Here is an 18,721-nt window from a genome sequence, read left to right as displayed (position 1 = left end):
CGCTCGCGCGACCGTGGAAACCCCTCCACCACGCTTTGCGTGGTCCCCCTCCCCACGCGGAGCATGGGGAGGATTTGGGGGCACCCCTCCGCTCACCGCTTCGCCAGCACCAGTTCCGCGAGCAGCCGCTGGATCGCCGCCGGGTCGGCGTTGCGACTAACCTTCAGCGACAGCGGCATCGCCTCGCCGGTCACCCACAGCTTCAGGTCGCTGTCGAGGTCGAACGTCCCCGCGCTTTCGACCGAAAAACTCTGGATCGAGCGATAGGGCACGCTGCGGAACGAGATTTTCGAGCCGGTAAGCCCCTGCACATCGACGAGCACGAAGCGGTAATTGGTCAGGAACGCGGTGTCGCGCAGCGAACGGAACGCGGCCAGCACCTCCTCGCCGCCGATCAGCGCATGGCCGTATTTCTCGCGGATTTCCGCCGGGTCGACTTCGTGGCTGCTGAACAAACCCATGGCGTTTCCCCTGTGGAATCAATCGATCAGGCGCGGACTTACGATCTGGCCGTCGCGGGTCAGCACGATCGCCTGCGTCACTTCGTCATCGGGGGGCAGGATGGGACGGCCGGCGTCCTTGTCCCAATAGGCCGACAGAAAGTTGTAAAGGTTACGCGCAAACAGGGCCGATGCGTCCGCGGCCAGCCGGCTCGCCACGTTGCGATGGCCGACGATGTTGACACCGTGACGCTGCACGACCTCGCCCGCGACCGACCCTTCGACATTGCCGCCCTGTTCGACCGCGAGGTCGACGATGACGCTGCCCGGCCGCATCGACGCGACCTGCGCGTCGCTGATCAGGCGCGGCGCAGGCTTGCCGGGGATCAGCGCGGTGGTGATGACGATGTCCTGTTTGGCGATGTGACCGGAGACGAGTTCAGCCTGTGCCGCCTGATACTCGGCGCTCATCTCGCCGGCATAGCCGCCCGCGCCCTCGCCCTCGATCCCCGCCACCTTCTCGACGAAGATCGGCTTGGCGCCGAGCGACAGGATCTGTTCCCTCGTCGCCGAACGAACGTCGGTCGCGCTGACCTGCGCACCCAGCCGCCGCGCGGTCGCGATCGCCTGCAGCCCGGCGACGCCGACGCCCATCACGAACACCCGCGCCGCGCTGATCGTGCCGGCGGCAGTCATCATCATCGGAAAGGCGCGGCCATATTCGGACGCGGCATCGAGCACCGCCTTGTACCCCGCCAGATTGGCCTGCGACGACAATATGTCCATCGACTGGGCGCGGGTGATGCGCGGCATCCATTCCATCGCCAGCGCCTCCAGCCCCAGCGCGGCATAGCCGTCGATCCGCGCGCGGTCGGCAAAGGGGTTCAGCCCGGCGACCAGCCACGCGCCGCGCTTCGCCCCCGTCAGACTGTCGGGCGCGGGCGGGGCCACGCCCAGCAGGATATCGGCACCGGCAATCGCCTCCGCCCGCCCGGAAGGCGTTGCGCCCGCAGCGGCATAGGCGGCATCGTCGATCGACGCGCCGGCCCCCGCCCCCTGCTCGACCATGACGGTCGCGCCCAGCGCGATCAGCTTCTTGACGGTTTCGGGGGTCGCGGCGACCCGGCGCTCGCCGGCGGCCTGTTCGGCGAGAACCGCGATCCGCATGTCAGCCCGCGATCAGCCAGATGACCAATGCGGCAAGCAGGGCGCAGATCACCGTGCCCCAGGTGAACCAGCGGATGAAGCTGTTGTATGTCCCGGCATGGGCCGGGGTGCGGCCGTCGCTCGCCATCGATGAACCTCTCCATACAGCGTCGTTCAGACAACTCTAACGCAGGTTGGACCAAGAACAAGCCCCGCACCGCCCACGACGGTTTTGATTACCGTCTTAAGGCGAATTTTACGCCCCTCGGCGCAAGACGGTGTCGATCCGGGACGGCAGGGACGTAGGAACAGCAATGACGCGAGACGGACAGCGAGTGCTGATGGTGATCGACGACGAACCGGCCCAGCGCCGGCTGGTCGGTGCGATCGCGGGGCGGCGCGGCTGGCGGACGGTGTTCGCGAACGATGCGCGGGCGGCGCTGGCCATGCTGAACACACCCGATGGGCTGGCGCTCGATGCGGTGCTGATCGACCATTGGTCGCCCGACGCCGATGCGCTGACGCTGATCGCCGATCTGCGGGCCGCGCGGCCGACGCTAGCCATCCTCATGCTTACCGCCAACGAATCGGTTGCCGGCGCGGTGGCGGCGATGCGGGCCGGGGCGAGCGACTTTCTGGTCAAGCCGCTGGCCGCCGAACGGCTGCTCGCCGCGCTGGAAGCGGCGGCGGGAGCGAGCGGCCACGGCGAATTGCGCCCGCTGACCGAGAAACTGTCGATGACGCTGGCGTTCGACGAGATCGTCGGATCGGCCCCGCAATTCCGCGCCGCGCTGGCCATCGCGGCCAAGGCGGCGCGCGCCCGCGTGCCGGTGCTGATCGAGGGCGAAAGCGGCGTCGGCAAGGAAGTCGTCGCCGAGGCGATCCACGCCGCCTCCCCGCGTGCCCGCAAGCCGATGGTGCGCGTCAATTGCGGCGCGATCGCCGCCAATCTGGTCGAAAGCGAGCTGTTCGGCCATGAAAAGGGCGCGTTCACCGGCGCATTCGAACGCAAGGCCGGCCGGTTCCAGGAGGCGGACGGCGGCACCATCTTTCTCGACGAAATCGGCGAGATGCCGTTCGAGACGCAGGTCAAGCTGTTGCGCGTGCTGCAATCGGGCGAGATCCAGTCGGTCGGCGCGCGCACCACGCGCGAGGTCGATGTCCGCGTGATCGCCGCGACCAACAAGACGCTGATGGCCGAGGTCGAGGCCGGCCGGTTCCGCGAGGACCTTTATTACCGGCTGAACGTCGTGCAGGTGACGATCCCGCCACTTCGCGAACGGCGCGGCGACATTCCGGCGCTCGCCCGCCATCTGCTGGCGCGGATCGCGCAGCAGCCGGGGCTGCGCCAGTTGGGCATTACCGACGATGCGATCACGCTGCTCGACAGCTATGGCTGGCCGGGCAATGTTCGCCAGTTGCAGAACGCGCTGTTCCGTGCGGCGGTGCTGTGCGAGGGCGACGCGCTGACCCGTGGCGACTTCCCGCAGATCGCGCAGATCGCGCAGGGCGAGGCGCCGCCGCCGGTGACACTGGTCCAGCGCCACGACATGGCGGGCGGGGTGACCTTGTTCCGCCCCGACGGCAATCTGCGCATGCTGGAGGAGATCGAGGCCGACGTCATCCGCCTCGCCATCGGTCATTATCGCGGCCGCATGACCGAAGTCGCCCGGCGGCTGGGGATCGGGCGCTCGACGCTGTATCGCAAGCTGGGCGAACTGGGGATCGACCAAAGCGCGGCGTGAGGCCGGACACGGTTCCAGCACCGTATCCCCGCGCAGGCGGGGATCCCGAGCGGCAGGCGTTGCGCTCCGTAACCCTGGATCCCCGCCTGCGCGGGGATACGGCTGCCCCCCAGAAGTCGGAGCTTACGCCGACACCTCGCGCCATTCCCCCGGGGCCAGTCCCTCGACCGTCCACCCGCCGACCTGCCACCGAACCAGCCGCAGCGTCGGCAGGCCGACCGCGGCGGTCATCCGCCGCACCTGCCGGTTGCGGCCTTCGCGGATGGTGATCGACAGCCAGTGATCGGGCACGGTCTTGCGGAAGCGCACAGGCGGCACCCGCTCCCATAATGCGGGCGGATCGATCGCGGCGACCTCGGCCGGGCGGGTCGGTCCGTCGTTCAGCGTCACCCCGCGCCGCAGCCGGTCGAGTGCCGCGTCGTCGCGCGCCCCCTCGACCTGCACCCAATAGGTCTTGGCGAGCTTGAACCGCGGATCGGCGATGCGTGCCTGCAGACCGCCATCGTCGGTCAGCAACAGCAACCCTTCGCTATCGCGGTCGAGCCGCCCGGCCGGATAGACGCCCGGCACCGCGACATGGTCCGACAGCGTCGCGCGGGCGCCGCCGGTCCCGCGATCGGAGAATTGCGACAGCACGCCATAGGGTTTGTTGAGCAGGATCAGCCGCGCCATGCCGCCCTGTCGGCGATCCGCCCCGCGCTGTCGAGAGGAACCGGATGTTGCCGCGAACCGTCCCTATCCTGTAGCCCCTGCACACCATCGGTGGAGAACCCCATGAAGACCGTTTCGACCGCGCGCGCCCATGGCGGTACGCAGGGCGTCTATTCCCACGAATCGACCGCGACCGGCACGACCATGACCTTTTCGGTGTTCGTGCCGCCGCTGGAGCCGGGGCAGCGGGCGCCGGTGCTGTGGTATCTGTCGGGGCTGACCTGCACCCACGCCAATGTCACCGACAAGGGCGAATATCGCGCGGCGTGCGCCGCGGCGGGCATCGCCTTCATCGCGCCCGACACCTCGCCACGTGGCGAGGGCGTGCCCGACGATCCGGAGGGCGCGTGGGATTTCGGGCTGGGCGCAGGCTTCTATGTCGATGCGACCGAGGATCCATGGGCGCAACATTATCGGATGCGCTCCTATATCGAGGACGAACTGCCCGCGCTGGTCACCGCCGAATTCCCGATGCTCGATTGCAGTCGTCAGTCGATCACCGGCCATTCGATGGGCGGGCATGGGGCGCTGACCATCGGCTTGCGCAACCCCGACCGCTTTCGCTCAATCTCCGCCTTCGCGCCGATCGTCGCGCCGTCGCAGGTGCCTTGGGGGGAAAAGGCGCTGGGCGGCTATCTCGGCGACGACCGTTCGGCATGGCGCGCAGCGGATGCGGTCGCGCTGATCGAGGATGGGGCGCGGGTAAAGGAAATCTTGATCGATCAGGGGGATGCCGACAATTTCCTGGCCGAGCAGCTACGCCCGGAATTGCTGGCCACGGCATGCGCGGACGCCGGGATCGACTGCACGCTGCGGATGCAGCCGGGATACGACCATAGCTATCATTTCATCTCGACCTTCATGGCCGATCATGTGCGGTGGCATGGCGCGCGGTTGAAATAGCCTGCGAGACGCACACCGTACCCCCGCGGAGGCGGGGGTACGGCAGAACGTGCCGGAGTGCCTCACCCCGCCCCCCGCGCGTCGATCAGGTCGAGCACGTCGCCGATCAGCGCGCGCATCGCGCCCCGCGCCGCGATCGGATCGCGTGCGGCAATCGCCTCCGCCACCGCCGCATGCTGTTCGACGCTGGCCGAGCGGCCGACGATGGTGTTGGTGAAGCGGATCGAGGTGTTGAGCGCGGTCGCCACCATCTCGCGGAACTGCGCGTAGAAGGGGTTCTTGGCGGCGAGCAGGATCGCGACGTGGAAGTCGATATCGGCCTCCAGCGGATCGTCCTCGCCGCGTTCCGCCGCCGCCATCCGCGCAAGGCCATCGGCGATCCGCGCCTGATCGTCATCGTCCGCCGCCACCGCCGCCAGTGCCGCCGCTTCGGGTTCGATCGCGACGCGCAGCTGGTTGAACTGGCGCAACAGCTCGACCGAGAATTTGCGGTCGAGCAGCCAGTGGAGGACATCGGGGTCGAACAAATTCCATGCCGCCGCCGGGCGGACCACCGTCCCCTGGCGCGGGCGGGCGCTGACCAGCCCCTTCGCGGTCAGCATCTTCACCGCCTCGCGCGTCACCGACCGGCTGATGCCATGCGCCTTGCCGATCTCGGCTTCGGTCGGGAACGGCGTTTCGTCATATTCGCCGGTGACGATCGCGCGACCGAGCGTGTCGAGCGTCGTGCGGGTCAAATTGCCGCCGGGCATTCCGCTCATCCGCGCTGCCATCCCGTCTCCTTTCGGTTCGTCCGTGCCGCTTGGCACTGGACACATTGCATTCGTCGTATAATTGTCCGCCTCCAAAAGCCAGTGGGCGGGGAGGACATCATGCGTCTGTCGACGATCGATCTGATCGTCGTGGTCATCTATGCGATCGGCATTTTCGGCCTCGCGCAATGGGTGAGCCGCGACAAGGGGGGGCATCAGAAGGATAGCTCCGACTATTTCCTCGCATCCAAGTCGCTGCCATGGTGGGCGATCGGCGCGTCGCTGATCGCGGCCAACATCTCGGCCGAACAGATCGTCGGCATGGCTGGCTCTGGCTATGCGATCGGCCTCGCCATCGCCTCGTACGAATGGATGGCGGCGCTGACGCTGCTGATCGTCGGCAAATTCTTCCTGCCGATCTTCCTGCGCAACGAAATCTACACGATGCCGCAGTTCCTCGAACAGCGGTACGGCCCGTCGATCCGCACGCTGATGGCGGTATTCTGGCTGGCGCTGTACGTGTTCGTGAACCTGACCAGCATCATCTGGCTCGGCTCGATCGCGGTGACGCAGGTCGCGGGCGTCGACCAGACGGTGGCGTTGATCGGCCTCGGCCTGTTCGCGTTGCTCTACCAGCTGCGCGGCGGGCTGAAGGCGGTGGCGCTGACCGACATCGTGCAGGTCACGCTGCTGGTATTCGGCGGCCTCACCATCTCCTACCTCACGCTGTCGCAGATCGGCGGCGATGCCGGGGTCGTGGGCGGCTTCCACGAACTGACCCGTCGCGCGCCCGAAAAGTTCCAGATGATCCTGACCCCCGACAATCCCTTCTACAAGGATTTGCCGGGCCTGTCGGTGCTGATCGGCGGCATGTGGATCGCTAACCTCAGCTATTGGGGTTTCAACCAATATATCATCCAGCGCGCGCTGGCCGCCAAGTCGCTGCCCGAGGCGCAGAAGGGCATCGTGTTCGCGGCGTTCCTGAAGCTGCTGATGCCGCTGGTGATCGTCGTGCCGGGCATGGCGGCGGTGCTGCTGGCGCCCGACCTAGCCAAGCCCGACGAAGCCTATCCGACGATGATGCGGCTGCTGCCCTCGGGCCTGCTCGGCCTCGTCTTCGCCGCCCTGATCGCCGCGATCATCGCGTCGACCGCGTCGAAGATCAATTCGATCGCGACGATCTTCACGCTTGACCTCTATGCCAAGCGCACGAGTGAGAGCGGGCAGATGGATGCCGGACAGGAACGCAAGCTGGTCCGCATCGGCCGCATCGCCGCGACGATCGCCATCCTGATCGCGATCGTCGCCGCCCGGCCGCTGCTGGGCGGTGCGGATCAGGCATTCCAGTTCATCCAGGAATTTTCGGGCTTCTTCACGCCGGGGATCACCGTGATCTTCCTGCTCGGCCTGTTCTGGAAGCGCGCGACCGAAGCCGGCGCGATCGGCGCGGCGATCGCCTCGGTCGTGCTGTCATACCTGTTCCGCAGCTTCGCGCCGGGCATCCCGTTCATGGACCGGATGGGCATCGTGTTCCTGCTCAGCCTCGGCCTCGCCATCCTGTTGTCGCTGGCGGTGAAGGGGCGCGGTGACGCCAATCGCATCACCATGCAGGGCGTGTCGTTCGGCACCTCGACCGGGTTCAACGTCGCCGGTCTGGGCGTCATCCTGATCCTCATCGCGCTGTACGCGACATGGTGGTGAGCCCGTTCATCGCCCTCGACTGGGGCACCACCAACCGCCGCGCCTACCGGCTGGAGGATGGCCGCATCGCCGCCGTGGTCAAGTCGCCCAAGGGCGTGTCGGCGATGGCGGCGGACGACTATCCGCAAGAACTGGCGGCGATCCGGGCGGAATTGGGCGACTTGCCGGTGCTGATGGCCGGCATGGTCGGATCGACGATCGGCTGGCAGGTCGCGCCCTATGTCGCGGTCCCCGCCGATATCGCCGATATCGCCGCGCACCTCACCTGGATCGACGACCGTACCGCGATCGTGCCCGGCCTGTCCTTCATCGACGGCGATCTTGGCGATGTGATGCGCGGCGAGGAGGTGCAGTTGCTCGGTGCGGCGCTCGCCGGACAGGTGCCGGCGGACGCGCTGCTCTGTCAGCCCGGCACCCATTGCAAATGGGTCGAGCTGACCGGGGGCAAGGTCACCGCCTTCACCACCGCGATGACCGGCGAGCTGTTCGCGCTGCTGAAGGGCGGCGGCGTGCTCGCGCCACAACTTGCCGCGCCGGTCACCGCTGCCGACGCCTTCCGCGAAGGCGTCCGTGAAGGGGCGAAGCGCGACCTTGCCGCCAGCCTGTTCGGCATCCGCGCCTCGCACGTCCTTGGCCTCCGCAACGAATCGAACGCCGCGTCCTATGCCAGCGGTGTGCTGATCGGCAGCGACGTCGCCGCACGCATCGGGGACGGCCGCGACGTCCATCTGGTCGCCGACGGCGATCTCGCCACCCTCTATGCCACCGCGATCGAGACGCTGGGCGGCCGCGCCATTGTCAGCGGGTGCGAGCATGCCTTTATCGCCGGTATCACCCATATCCGAAAGTTGTCCGCATGAGCCATTTGTCCGCCTTCGACGCCGCCTTTGCCCGTTGCCCGCTGGTCGCGATCCTACGCGGCGTGCAGCCGCACGAGGTGGAGGCGATCGGCGACGCGCTGATCGATGCCGGCTTCACCATCGTCGAAGTGCCGCTCAACTCGCCCGATCCCTATGAGAGCATCACCCGCCTGTCGAAGAAGCTGGAGGGCTATGCCGCGGTCGGTGCGGGCACCGTGCTGACCGTCGAACAGGTCGAACGGGTCGAGGCGGCCGGCGGCACGCTCATCATCTCGCCCAACGCCAACACCGCCGTGATTTCGGCCGCGGCCGAGCGGGGACTGGTGGCGATGCCCGGCATCGCGACCCCGACCGAAGCCTTTGCCGCATTGGAAGCCGGTGCCGCCGCGCTGAAGCTCTTCCCCGCCGAAGCGGCCAGCCCGGCAGTGATGAAGGCGATGCGCGCCGTGCTGCCGCGCGACGTGCGGATGCTGCCGGTCGGCGGCATCGTGCCGTCGGTGCTGGCCGACTGGCACAAGGCGGGGGCGGCGGGCTATGGTCTTGGTTCGGCGCTGTACGTGCCCGGCATGGACGCGGACACGGTCGGCGAACGCGCGCGGGCGTTCGTCGCGGCGTGGAACGCGCTGGAGAAGTAAGCCTTTCGTCAAAGCGCGGACCGTCTTCCTCGCAGAACCCGTACCCCCGCGCCGGCGGGGGTCCAGCGCCAAACAGCGCACTGTTTGCGGCTCTGGATCCCCGCCAACGCCGGGACAAGCCGTTCCGTACGGACGCGGGACTTGAGGGAAACCCCCGCCCCCTCGACCGTTTGCCTCGCTCCCCCCCTTGTCGGAGCACCGCTTATGTCGCACCCCCGCCCCGTCCTCGGCCTGTTCGCCGGGATCGCCGCCGGCCTGATCGCCTCCGCCGCGATGGCCGCGTTCCAGTCGGTCGCCGCCAAGCCGATGGGACAGGACCAGGGCGACGACGATCCCGCGACGGTGAAGGCCGCCGACAAGGTCGCACTCGCCACCACCGGCACGCGCGTGCCCGACGCCTATCGCGCCCCCGCGGGACAGGCGGTGCATTATCTCACCGGCGCGGCGCTGGGCGGGCTGTACGGCGTGCTCACCGAATATCGGCCGGGTGCTGCGAGCGGCTTCGGCAGCCTGTACGGCATTGCCACCTCCGCGCTGCTCGACGAAGCGGCGGTACCGGCGGCGGGGCTGGGATCGGCACCATGGGACACGTCCGCCGCGACCCACGCCTATGGCGCGCTGGCGCATCTGGTGTTCGGGGTGTCGCTGGAAGGGGCACGGTCGCTGCTAGGCGGGCGGCAGGGATAGGCCCCCCTCCCCCCTTCCGTTCGGTTCGAGCCGCCCCCCCCAGCCGTTTGCTTCGAGCGCAGGTTCGAGCCTGTCGAGAACCGAAGTCGAGAAGGGGTTGCCCCAAACGGGGCGTTCTCGACGGACGCTTCTCGACTTCGCTCGAAGCTGCTCGAACCGAACGGGTAAGTAGGACAGGTGAGGGCAAACCTACCGCCCGACCATCTCCACCATCCCGACCTCGATCACCGGAATCTCCCACGGGTGCACCGCCGCGATCGCCGCCAGTTCGGCATCGATATCCATACCCATCGCCGCATAGGTCTTCACCACCACCGTCGGCACGACCGCCGCCTCGCCGGCCCGCCCGGTAGTCGGCACCGCCTCCACGCCGGGCACGAAGCTCTCCAGCCCGAAACCCAGTTCGAACACCCCGCGATACGGGCCGATCGCGCCCAGCACGTCGCTGCCCCGGATCACGCCGACCACCCCGACCAGCACCGGATCGTCGCCCAGCGCCGCCGTCTCGCCCACCTGCAACCGCGCGAGGACATTGCCGGACACCGGGCAATGCACCCGCACCACCTGCATCGCGGTCCGGGTCACAGCAGCAGCCAGTCGTTACGGCTGCGAGGCTTGATCTCGCCGCCGCCCTGCCGCCGCGCCAGTTCGGTTTCGGCGGTAAAGCGGACATCCTCGTCGCGGTCGGTCAGGAACCCGTCGAGCGAATCATCGTCGATCTCGGTCCAGGCACGCCCGCGATCGGGGCCATAGCGCACCCGCGGCAACAGTCCCGGCAGGCGCGACCATTCGAGCAACTGCGCGATCGACGCCTCGTTCAGCATGTCGCGCAGGTGGAAGGCGGTGACATAGGCATCGGGAAACGCCCGATGCGCCGGCAGCCCGCGTTCATGCTCCATGCCCTGCGGCTTGCGCCAGTAGCGCAGCATCTGGTTCGAAAAGCCCGGACTGTCCGGCCACAACCGCAGCGCGCATTTCCACGTGCAGATCCAGTCGGCCCCGTGCGTCAGCTGCGCAGTACAGAATTTCTGTTCGAAATCCGCACGATGCGCCGCCAGCGCCACGCGACGGGGGTAGGGGTCGAGCACGCGGCGGGCGATATCCTGCCACCACGGCGCATCGGCGACCTGTTCGTCGAGGATGTGATGCACCGCCTGCGTCACCGGCGGGATCGGGCGGCCGGGATTGACGAAATGCTGTCCGCCCTCGCCCATCAGCTCCCAGCGCCCGTCCTCGCCCAGCGCCACGTCCTGCCAGCCGACCTCGCACACGCCATGCGCGGGGGGAGCCTGCCCGGTGGTTTCGAGGTCGACGACACGGATGATCTGCGGTTGCGCCATGGGGCACAAATGGCGCTTTAGGGCCGAAAATGCCACCCCGGGGGCGGTGAGGGTCCGGTTTGAAAGAAGGAAAGAGTGGGTTCGCGCAAAGGCGCAAAGGACGCCAAGAGGTTGCGTGCTGGGCATGGCCGGCGCGAACGGCAGACCGCTTCGCCCGCGGAAAGCGCAATACGGAGCGGCTACGCGAAACCCCTTTGCGCCCTTCGCGCCTTCGCGCGAACCAACCAGCTACCTCCGCACCACCCCCGACGCCGCCAGTTGCGCGTCGACCTCACCCAATAACCGCGCCAGCCCTTCCTCGGTCCGTGCCTCCGCCCGCGCGGTCAGCACGTCCTGCGTGTTCGAGGCGCGCAGCAGCCACCATCCGTCGGCCGTCGTCACCCGCGCGCCATCGGTGGTGTCGACCTGCGCCCCCGCCGCCGCCAGCCGCGCCAGTACTTCGTCGACCACCGCGAACTTGCGCGTCTCGTCGACAGTGAAGCGCAGTTCGGGCGTGGTCGCCATTTCGGGCATCGCATCGCGCAATTCGGTCAGCGACCGCCCGCTCAAGTGGATCGCACGGATCAGTCGCACCGCCGCATAGGGCGCGTCGTCGAACCCGTAATCATCGCCGCCGAAAAACACATGCCCCGACATTTCGGCGGCGAGCGGCGCGCCGGTTTCCAGCAGCTTGGTCTTCATCGGGCTGTGCCCGGTCTTCCACATCAACGGCGTGCCGCCGAGTTCGGCGATGCGGTCGAACAGCAGCTGGCTGGCCTTCACGTCCGCAATAATCGTCGCGCCGGGCGTCTCGCGCAGTTGCGGCTCGGCGAGCAGCATCAGCAACTGATCGCCCCACAGCGTCCGCCCCCGTCCGTCGACCGCCCCGATCCGATCGCCATCGCCGTCGAACGCCAACCCGAAATCGAGCCCCTTTTCGACGACCAGCCGCTTCAGGTCGACCAGATTGGCTTCCTCGGTCGGGTCAGGGTGATGATGCGGGAAACGGCCATCGACCTCGGTGAACAGCAGGTGATGTTCGCCGGGCAACAGCGCCACCAGTCGCTCGATCACCGGCCCCGCAGCACCACTGCCGGTATCCCAGCCGATGCGGTAGCTGCCCCCGGCATAGCCGGCCATCAACCGTCCGACATAGGCATCGACATGGTCATGGTCGGTGACGGTCCCCGCACCCTCGTCCCAGTCGCCCGCCGCCGCCATCGCGCCCAGCCGCTGGATATCGTCGCCAAAGAACGGACGGTGCTGCAACACCATCTTGAAGCCATTGTAATCGGACGGATTATGGCTGCCGGTGATCTGGATACCGCCATCGACCTCCAGCATCGCTTCGGCATGATAGAGCATCGGCGTGGGGCCAAGGCCGATGCGCACCACGTCCACCCCGCTGGCGGTCAGCCCGGCGACCAGCGCCGCCTCCAGCTCGGGCGACGACAGCCGCCCGTCGCGCCCGACCAGGACCCGCGTTCCGCCCGCGCGCCGCACCAGCGTCGCAAAGCCGCGCCCGATCGCATTCGCGTCGGCCGTCCCCAGCGTCCGCCCGACGACCCCGCGAATGTCGTATTCGCGCAGCGAACTGGGGTGGAAGTCATGGGCCATGCCGGTATCCTCGCCATTACAAGGCGGACGGGTTTAGGTCGAAGCGGCGACGGAGAGTAGGGAAAAGAAACGGTTCGCGCAGAGGCGCAAAGGCGCAGAGAGGTTGCGCTTGTCGCGAAGCACCCGCGACCGGGAGACCTTCTGCAAAGTTCAGACCAGACGACTAGGCCGCCGGCGCTGGTGGCGTTGCGCCGACCGCAACCTCTCCGCGCCTCTGCGCCTCTGCGCGAACAACTATCTTCTTACCTTCGAACAGCGGCTCAATGCCGCAGCCGCCCCAGCAGCACATCCCGCGCCGCGTTGATCCGCCGCGCCAGATCGGCCGACCCGCCGCGATCGGGATGGACCGCCTGCATCAGCCGCCGGTGCGCGGCGCGGATTTCGCCCGCCTTCGCATCCTTGCCGACGCCGAGGATCGCACGTGCCTCCGCCTCGCCGCCCACTTTCTTCGGCTTGGCGCGCAGCCACAGCCAGAAGGCGAGGATCATCGCGACGATCAGGACGAACTTGAGCATCGCGCCCGGAACGTCAGATCGCGGTCGGCGCGCCGAGCGGTTCGGGCAGTTGCAACCCGCCCATCATCTCGCGCAATTCCTGCCGCGCCGCGACATGCGACAGCCCCATCTCGCCGAATTCGTTGCGGTCGAGCATGGTCAGCCCCGACGGGAACAGTTCGCGATAGACGACGCGTTCGGACAGGCCCGGCGTCACGCGAAAGCCGACGCGCTTCGACAGCGAATTGATCGCCTCCGACACGCGGCGCATGTTGCGCGCCTCGATATGCTGCAGCCGGTTGCGCAGCACGACCCAGTCGATCGTCGACCCGTCGATCTTCGCGCGATGCTTGCGCGTTTCCCAGATCAGTTCGGAATAGAAGCTCGGCCGCGTCACCTTGAACGTGTCGGGATCGACCTGTCCGATCAGATCGAAATCGACGAAGCTGTCGTTCATCGGCGTGACCAGCGTATCGGCATTGGTCACCGCGATCCGCGCGAAGCGATCGTCGCGGCCCGGCGTGTCGATCACGAGGAATTCGGCATTCTCACCCAACCGGCCGAGCGCGTCGTTGAAGCGCGTCATGCTCTCGCCATCATGCGTGTCGTAGATCGGCATCGGCAGGTTGCGGCCGGTGCGCTTGATCGTTTCCGCCCGGTTGTCGAGATAGCGGCCCAGCGTCCGCTGGCGATGGTCGAGGTCGAAGCACGCGACGCGCGCGCCCTTTGCCGCCAATGCGATGGCGACATGCACTGCCGTCGTCGACTTGCCGGTGCCGCCCTTCTCGTTGGCGAACACGATGACGTGCAACCGATCCGAACCTTCGTCCAAGCGCGCAACCCAACCTTGTTGATCCCGGGCGGCCTGATCCAGTACAGCCGCCTCCCCCACCCATATCGAAGGGCCATCGGCCGTGCAAATTATACGTCGGTTGGAGGTGCTTCGCGAAGCGCTCGACCAGTTTACCCAGGCGGGGGAAGGCGTTGCGCTGGTCCCGACCATGGGCGCGCTCCATGCCGGCCATATGGCGCTGGTCGATGCCGCGCGCCGCCGCGCGGCCCGGGTCGTCGTGTCGATCTTCGTCAATCCCAAGCAGTTCGGCCCGAACGAGGATCTGGCGCGCTATCCAAGGCGTGAGGCCGCCGATGCGCAGATGCTGTCCGAGGCGGGCGTCGACATCCTGTGGGCGCCCGAGGTCGAGGAAATGTACCCGGCGGGCTTTGCCACCAATGTCAGCGTCGCGGGCGTCAGCGAAGTGCTCGACGGCGCGCACCGCCCCGGCCATTTCGATGGCGTCGCAACGGTCGTCAGCAAATTGTTCGGGCAGGTCCGCCCGGCGGTCGCGCTGTTCGGCGAAAAGGATTTCCAGCAACTGGCGGTCATCCGCCGCATGACCGCCGACCTGCACCTGACGCCCGAGATCGTCGGCGTCCCGACGCAGCGCGAGGATGACGGCCTCGCTTTGTCGTCGCGCAACATCTATCTCGACGAAACCGAACGCGCCCGTGCCGTCGCCCTGCCGCGCGCGCTGGGCGAGGCGAAGCGTGGCATCGAGCGCGGCGACGATCCGGCGACCGCGCTGGCGGCGGCGATCGCGACGCTGACCCGCGCCGGCTTCGATCCCGATTACGTGACGCTGGTCGACGCCGAAACGCTGACCGCCCCCATTCGCGGCCGCCCCGCCCGGCTGCTGGCGGCCGCGCGGATCGGCACGACGCGGCTGATCGACAATATCGCGGTGACTTTCGAGTAGACGCTGCATGCACACCAAGTGATTGTTCGCGCAGAGGCGCAAAGGGCGCAAAGGGGTCGCGTTCTACGCAATGTTCTCCGCGGCAGCGGCCTTCCAAACCGGTTGCCGCCGCTCGCGAGGTCTACCGGTCGCGGTCCAGTTGCCAGAAACACAACCCTTTGCGCCCTTCGCGCCTCTGCGCGATCAAACCCTTCTTCCTCTCAAACCTGAACCAGCATCCACACGGCCATTGCGACCATCAGCAGATTCTCGGTCAGCGACACGAAGCCCAGCGGCACGTTGCTGTTCCCGCCGACACACGCGCATTTGAGCGAGCGTTTGTCGATATAGACCGCCTTCACCACCGACACCGCGCCGACCGTCCCGATCACCAGCGCGACCGGAATCGCGATCCACAGCAACGCGCCGGCGATCATCAGCACCCCCGCCAGCCCCTCCGCCCATGGATAGACCCATGCATAGCGCACCACCCGCTGCGCCAGCAGGTCGTAGCCCAGAAAGCCATTGGCGAAGCCATCGATATCGCGCAGCTTCTGCAAGGATAACAGGCACATGGCAATGCCGACGAACCATTCGCCCGCCCGCATGGTCAGCGCGTCGCCGAACGCCGAATGGCTTGCCGCCAGCGCAATCGCCGCCGCCATGCCAAAGATCGCCACGACCGGGGCATAGGTCGTCGCCTTGGGATCGCGGACCTTCAGCCCGAAATGGCGGCGCAGATCGTCATGCCCGCCGATCCGCTGTCCGTCGATAAAGGTCTGCGGCGTGGTCTTGACACCATGCTCGGCCTTGAACGCATCGACCTCGGCGCGCGTCGTCAAATGCCGGTCGTCGACCGTAAATCCATGCCGCCGCAATAGATCGAGCGCCCGCCGCCCGAACGGGCAGACATGGTCGGGCATCACCATGCGGTACAAGGTAGCGGTCCTGGCCATCACGGCTCCTTTCGTCCGCTATATGGGGAGGCGCGGCGGCACCTGCACGTCCGGCTTTCCTACAGCGGGGACGAATGCCATGCTCGGCAGGCTCTTTGACATGGTTTGGCTGGCGGGACGTCGCCGACGACAACCGCGCCCCGCCTTCGCGGGAAGACGGACCGGCGGAAACCGAAACCACACAAATAGCGCACGAGTGTGAACTTCGTGAACTTTGGCCTAGCCGCTATTGCGCAGCGCCGTAGCGATCGCATTGATCGACAACAGGATTCCCTCGCCGATCCGCGCATCGGCCTCGCCCGCGCGGTGCCGCTTGAGCAGTTCGATCTGCAGCAGGTTGAGCGGTTCGATATAGGGCGTGCGCAACCGGATCGATGCTTCGAGCGCCGGACTCTTCTCCAGCAGCCGCGTCTGGCGGGTGACCGACAGCAACCCGTCATGCGTCGCCTGCCAGCCGTCGCGGATCCGGCCGAAGATCGCCTCCGACAGCGCCTTGTCCTCGACCAGCCCGGCATAGCGCGCCGCGACGTTCATGTCGGACTTGGCCAGCACCATCTCCATATTGGCCAGCGTCGCGGCGAACAGCGGCCATGCGCTTGCCATCTCGCGCAGCAACCCCTTGTCGTCGAAGGATTGCAGCGCCGCGCCGACCCCGTACCAGCCCGGCAGCATGATCCGCGCCTGCGCCCAGCTGAACACCCACGGGATGGCGCGCAGATCCTCGATCGCGTCGGACTTCTTCCGGCTCGCCGGGCGCGATCCGATCTTGAGGCCGGCGATCTCGGCGATCGGCGTCGCCTGTCGAAAGAAGGTGGTGAAGCCGTCGGTGCCGTAGACGAGGCCGCGATAGGTCTTGAACGCGGTGTCCGACAGCGCGTCCATGGCGGCGGCGAACCGCGCCGCATCGGCCGGGTTCAGCGAGTCGGGTTCGAGGCTGGCGAGCAGCGTCGCCGACGTCATCGCCTCCAGATTCGTCACCGCGCTGTCGCGCGTGCCGTATTTAGCGGCGATCACCTCGCCCTGTTCGGTGATGCGGATGCGGCCCTGCACCGTGTCGTGCGGCTGCGCGCGGATCGCAGCGAAGGACGACCCGCCGCCGCGCCCCACCGCGCCGCCGCGCCCGTGGAACAACTGCATGCCGATGCCGGCTTCCTCGAACACCGGCGCCAGCGCCGTCGACCCCTTCGACAATTGCCAGGTCGAGGTGAGGTAGCCGCCATCCTTGTTCGAATCGGAATAGCCGATCATCACTTCCTGATGGCCGCGTGCCTGCGCGATGGCCGCCACTTCGGGCAGCGCCAGCCAGCGGGTCATGATCGCGGGCGCGGCCTCCAGATCGGCGACGGTCTCGAACAGCGGGATCGCCATGATATGCGCCTGTGGCGGCTCGCCCGGGACGTACAGCCCCGATTCCTTCAGCAGCAGATGCACTTCGAGCAGGTCGGACACCGACTGCGCCATCGACACGATATAATGGCGGATGCATTCGCGACCGTAGCGGGCATGGGCGTCGGCGGCGGCGCGCAGGATCGCCAGTTCGGACGCGGTCTGCTCCGAATAATCGGCATAGGGGCTGGTCAGCGGGCGTGGGCTTTGCAGTTCGCGGCGCAGCAGTTCGACGCGCGCCTCCTCGTCCAGCGCCTTATAGTCGGCCTCGACACCGGCGACCTTGAGCAGCTCGGCGACGACGCTTTCGTGGATCACGCTGTTCTGGCGCATGTCGAGCGTGGCGAGATGGAAGCCGAATGTCTCGACCGCGCGGATCAGCCGTCCGAGCGCGCCGCCGGTCGACAGCGGACCATTGCCCTCCTGCACCAGCCCGCGCGCCAGGGCCGCGAGATCGGCACGGAATGCCGCCGGATCGGCATAGGGTTCGCCGGTCAGATTGCCGGGGCGCGGTGCGACCTTGCCGGTCAGCTTCTGATGGGTCGCGGCGAGGCGCGCATAGATTCCGCTGATCGCCCGGCGGAACGGTTCGTCGGCCCGGCTCGGCGCATTGTCGCCGCTCCGGTCGGCCAGCGCGGCGATCGCCTCGTCGACCGTCACATGTTCGGTCGAGATCGACAGTTCGGCACCCAGGCTATGGAGCTGGTCGAGATAATAGCCGAGCACCGCCTCGGCCGCCTTGGCCAGCGCCAGCCGCATCGCGTCGGCATCGACGAACGGATTGCCGTCGCGGTCGCCGCCGATCCAGCTACCGGGCTTCAGGAACGAGGGCGGCCGCTGGCCCAGCACCCGCTCCCACCGCGCATAGAGCGCGGGCAGCGTCGGCAGGAACACGTCGCGCAGATAGCTCAAAGCGGTCTCGACCTCATCGGCGACGTACAGCCGCTCGCGGCGCAGGACGCGGGTCTGCCACAACAGCGCGATCTGGCGCAGGATCGCTTCGTCGACCCGGTCGCCCTCCGGCGTCTCATCGGCGCCCTGATCCTTCAGCAGCATCAGGTCGGCGATGCGGTTCTTGTGGTCGATCATCGACTTGCGCCGCACCTCGGTCGGGTGCGCGGTCAGCACCGGCGCGATCAGCGCATGATCGAGCAACGCCAGCACCGCGTCACGGCCAATGCCCTCGCCTGCCAGCTTCTCGATCGCGGTGGCGACATCGGCGCCCGGTTCGGCGGCGATGCCCTGCCGATCCTCGGCCAGATTGGCGAGCATCGAGAACATCATGAACCCGCGGACGAACGCGATGGTGTCGTCGAGGCTGAGGCTGTCGAGCCCGAGGTCGATCGTATCGGCCCCCGCCACCCCGCGATGCCGGTCGACCGAGGTCGATCGGATATGCTCGATCCGCTTGAACAGCGCCTCCCCGCCATAGGTGCGGATGACGTCACCGAGCAGCCGGCCGAGAAAGCGGATGTCGGGATTGTTCGTGATCGGGGGCAGAGTCGTCATGGGCACACTTGCTGCAATGCGGCAGGATGCGGGTCAAGGCACGATAAGCGACATGGCGCAAAGATCGCCCGTCGCGTACAGCGGCGGCGCTGCAATCGATCCGCGGCGGACCGTTCGAAGGAAGAGC

19 protein-coding genes are annotated in these 18,721 nt (G+C 67.5%); 7 read left to right on the top strand and 12 right to left on the bottom strand.

All coding sequences use genetic code 11. From position 1 onward, the window contains the following. Window positions 1–92 precede the first annotated feature (92 nt). Genes ACZ1JS_RS16280 through ACZ1JS_RS16270 form a run of 3 tightly spaced genes read right to left on the bottom strand, consistent with a single transcriptional unit; the run spans window position 93 to window position 1,734 of the window. Window positions 93–461, bottom strand: coding sequence for a PH domain-containing protein (locus ACZ1JS_RS16280; RefSeq protein ID WP_056452913.1), 369 nt, complete (start codon window positions 459–461; stop codon window positions 93–95). Between the two features lie 18 nt (window positions 462–479). Next, window positions 480–1,607 (bottom strand): Re/Si-specific NAD(P)(+) transhydrogenase subunit alpha, encoded by a 1,128-nt coding sequence (locus ACZ1JS_RS16275; RefSeq protein WP_465166959.1) that lies wholly within the window; start codon window positions 1,605–1,607, stop codon window positions 480–482. 1 nt (window position 1,608) lies between these two features. Continuing rightward, window positions 1,609–1,734, bottom strand: a complete 126-nt coding sequence (locus ACZ1JS_RS16270; protein ID WP_465166958.1) for an aa3-type cytochrome c oxidase subunit IV — start codon at window positions 1,732–1,734, stop codon at window positions 1,609–1,611. 166 nt (window positions 1,735–1,900) lie between these two features. On the opposite strand from ACZ1JS_RS16270, the gene ACZ1JS_RS16265 reads away from it, so the two are divergent. Next, complete coding sequence (locus ACZ1JS_RS16265; protein WP_465166957.1) at window positions 1,901–3,331, top strand: sigma-54-dependent transcriptional regulator; 1,431 nt, start codon at window positions 1,901–1,903, stop codon at window positions 3,329–3,331. A 123-nt stretch (window positions 3,332–3,454) separates the two neighbouring features. Here the strand turns inward: ACZ1JS_RS16265 and ACZ1JS_RS16260 are convergent, their stop codons facing one another. After that, window positions 3,455–4,003, bottom strand: coding sequence for a pseudouridine synthase (locus ACZ1JS_RS16260; protein WP_465166956.1), 549 nt, complete (start codon window positions 4,001–4,003; stop codon window positions 3,455–3,457). A 102-nt stretch (window positions 4,004–4,105) separates the two neighbouring features. On the opposite strand from ACZ1JS_RS16260, the gene fghA reads away from it, so the two are divergent. After that, on the top strand, window positions 4,106–4,945 hold the full coding sequence (gene fghA / locus ACZ1JS_RS16255) for an S-formylglutathione hydrolase (protein WP_465166955.1): 840 nt from the start codon (window positions 4,106–4,108) through the stop codon (window positions 4,943–4,945). 62 nt (window positions 4,946–5,007) lie between these two features. Here fghA and ACZ1JS_RS16250 read toward each other — a convergent pair whose 3' ends face one another. Beyond that, window positions 5,008–5,718, bottom strand: coding sequence for a FadR/GntR family transcriptional regulator (locus ACZ1JS_RS16250; RefSeq protein ID WP_465166954.1), 711 nt, complete (start codon window positions 5,716–5,718; stop codon window positions 5,008–5,010). A 99-nt stretch (window positions 5,719–5,817) separates the two neighbouring features. Between ACZ1JS_RS16250 and ACZ1JS_RS16245 the strand changes: the two genes are divergently transcribed. From ACZ1JS_RS16245 to ACZ1JS_RS16230, 4 genes are all read left to right on the top strand, one after another. Beyond that, entirely contained in the window at window positions 5,818–7,398 is a 1,581-nt protein-coding gene (locus ACZ1JS_RS16245) for a sodium/sugar symporter (RefSeq protein ID WP_440491169.1), read from the top strand. Then, window positions 7,389–8,258: a 2-dehydro-3-deoxygalactonokinase gene (locus ACZ1JS_RS16240; protein WP_465166953.1), complete on the top strand. Its 870-nt coding sequence runs from the start codon at window positions 7,389–7,391 to the stop codon at window positions 8,256–8,258. Before ACZ1JS_RS16245 ends, ACZ1JS_RS16240 begins: the two co-directional genes overlap by 10 nt. Then, window positions 8,255–8,893 carry a 2-dehydro-3-deoxy-6-phosphogalactonate aldolase gene (locus ACZ1JS_RS16235; protein ID WP_465166952.1) on the top strand — a complete coding sequence of 213 codons (639 nt, stop codon included), beginning with the start codon at window positions 8,255–8,257 and terminating at the stop codon, window positions 8,891–8,893. The genes ACZ1JS_RS16240 and ACZ1JS_RS16235 overlap by 4 nt, the downstream gene beginning before the upstream one ends. A gap of 204 nt (window positions 8,894–9,097) precedes the next feature. Continuing rightward, a complete protein-coding gene (locus tag ACZ1JS_RS16230) occupies window positions 9,098–9,580 on the top strand; it encodes a DUF1440 domain-containing protein (RefSeq protein ID WP_465166951.1) in 483 nt (160 codons plus the stop codon). 189 nt (window positions 9,581–9,769) lie between these two features. Here the strand turns inward: ACZ1JS_RS16230 and ACZ1JS_RS16225 are convergent, their stop codons facing one another. From ACZ1JS_RS16225 to ACZ1JS_RS16205, 5 genes are all read right to left on the bottom strand, one after another. Then, window positions 9,770–10,165, bottom strand: a complete 396-nt coding sequence (locus tag ACZ1JS_RS16225; protein WP_465166950.1) for a hypothetical protein — start codon at window positions 10,163–10,165, stop codon at window positions 9,770–9,772. Next, window positions 10,162–10,920: an exonuclease domain-containing protein gene (locus ACZ1JS_RS16220; protein ID WP_465166949.1), complete on the bottom strand. Its 759-nt coding sequence runs from the start codon at window positions 10,918–10,920 to the stop codon at window positions 10,162–10,164. Before ACZ1JS_RS16220 ends, ACZ1JS_RS16225 begins: the two co-directional genes overlap by 4 nt. 228 nt (window positions 10,921–11,148) lie before the next feature. Next, a complete protein-coding gene (gene pgmG / locus ACZ1JS_RS16215) occupies window positions 11,149–12,516 on the bottom strand; it encodes a phosphoglucomutase/phosphomannomutase PgmG (RefSeq protein ID WP_465166948.1) in 1,368 nt (455 codons plus the stop codon). 260 nt (window positions 12,517–12,776) lie between these two features. Then, window positions 12,777–13,031 carry a J domain-containing protein gene (locus ACZ1JS_RS16210; RefSeq protein ID WP_242119030.1) on the bottom strand — a complete coding sequence of 85 codons (255 nt, stop codon included), beginning with the start codon at window positions 13,029–13,031 and terminating at the stop codon, window positions 12,777–12,779. A 13-nt stretch (window positions 13,032–13,044) separates the two neighbouring features. After that, on the bottom strand, window positions 13,045–13,842 hold the full coding sequence (locus tag ACZ1JS_RS16205; protein WP_242119027.1) for a division plane positioning ATPase MipZ: 798 nt from the start codon (window positions 13,840–13,842) through the stop codon (window positions 13,045–13,047). An 82-nt stretch (window positions 13,843–13,924) separates the two neighbouring features. Between ACZ1JS_RS16205 and panC the strand changes: the two genes are divergently transcribed. After that, on the top strand, window positions 13,925–14,764 hold the full coding sequence (gene panC / locus ACZ1JS_RS16200; RefSeq protein ID WP_242119026.1) for a pantoate--beta-alanine ligase: 840 nt from the start codon (window positions 13,925–13,927) through the stop codon (window positions 14,762–14,764). A 200-nt stretch (window positions 14,765–14,964) separates the two neighbouring features. On the opposite strand, the gene ACZ1JS_RS16195 is transcribed toward panC, so the two are convergent. Together ACZ1JS_RS16195 and ppc are read right to left on the bottom strand one after the other, a co-directional pair. Further along, the gene (locus ACZ1JS_RS16195) at window positions 14,965–15,699 is read right to left on the bottom strand and encodes a MauE/DoxX family redox-associated membrane protein (protein ID WP_465166947.1); all 735 of its coding nucleotides are present in this window, start codon (window positions 15,697–15,699) and stop codon (window positions 14,965–14,967) included. 219 nt (window positions 15,700–15,918) lie between these two features. After that, window positions 15,919–18,594 (bottom strand): phosphoenolpyruvate carboxylase, encoded by a 2,676-nt coding sequence (ppc, locus tag ACZ1JS_RS16190; RefSeq protein WP_465166946.1) that lies wholly within the window; start codon window positions 18,592–18,594, stop codon window positions 15,919–15,921. Window positions 18,595–18,721 lie beyond the last annotated feature (127 nt).

The organism is Sphingomonas sp. BL-S-05 (assembly GCF_055521695.1).
The sequence above is the reverse complement of the archived record's forward strand: the minus strand, read 5'-3'. Positions and strand labels throughout refer to the sequence as shown.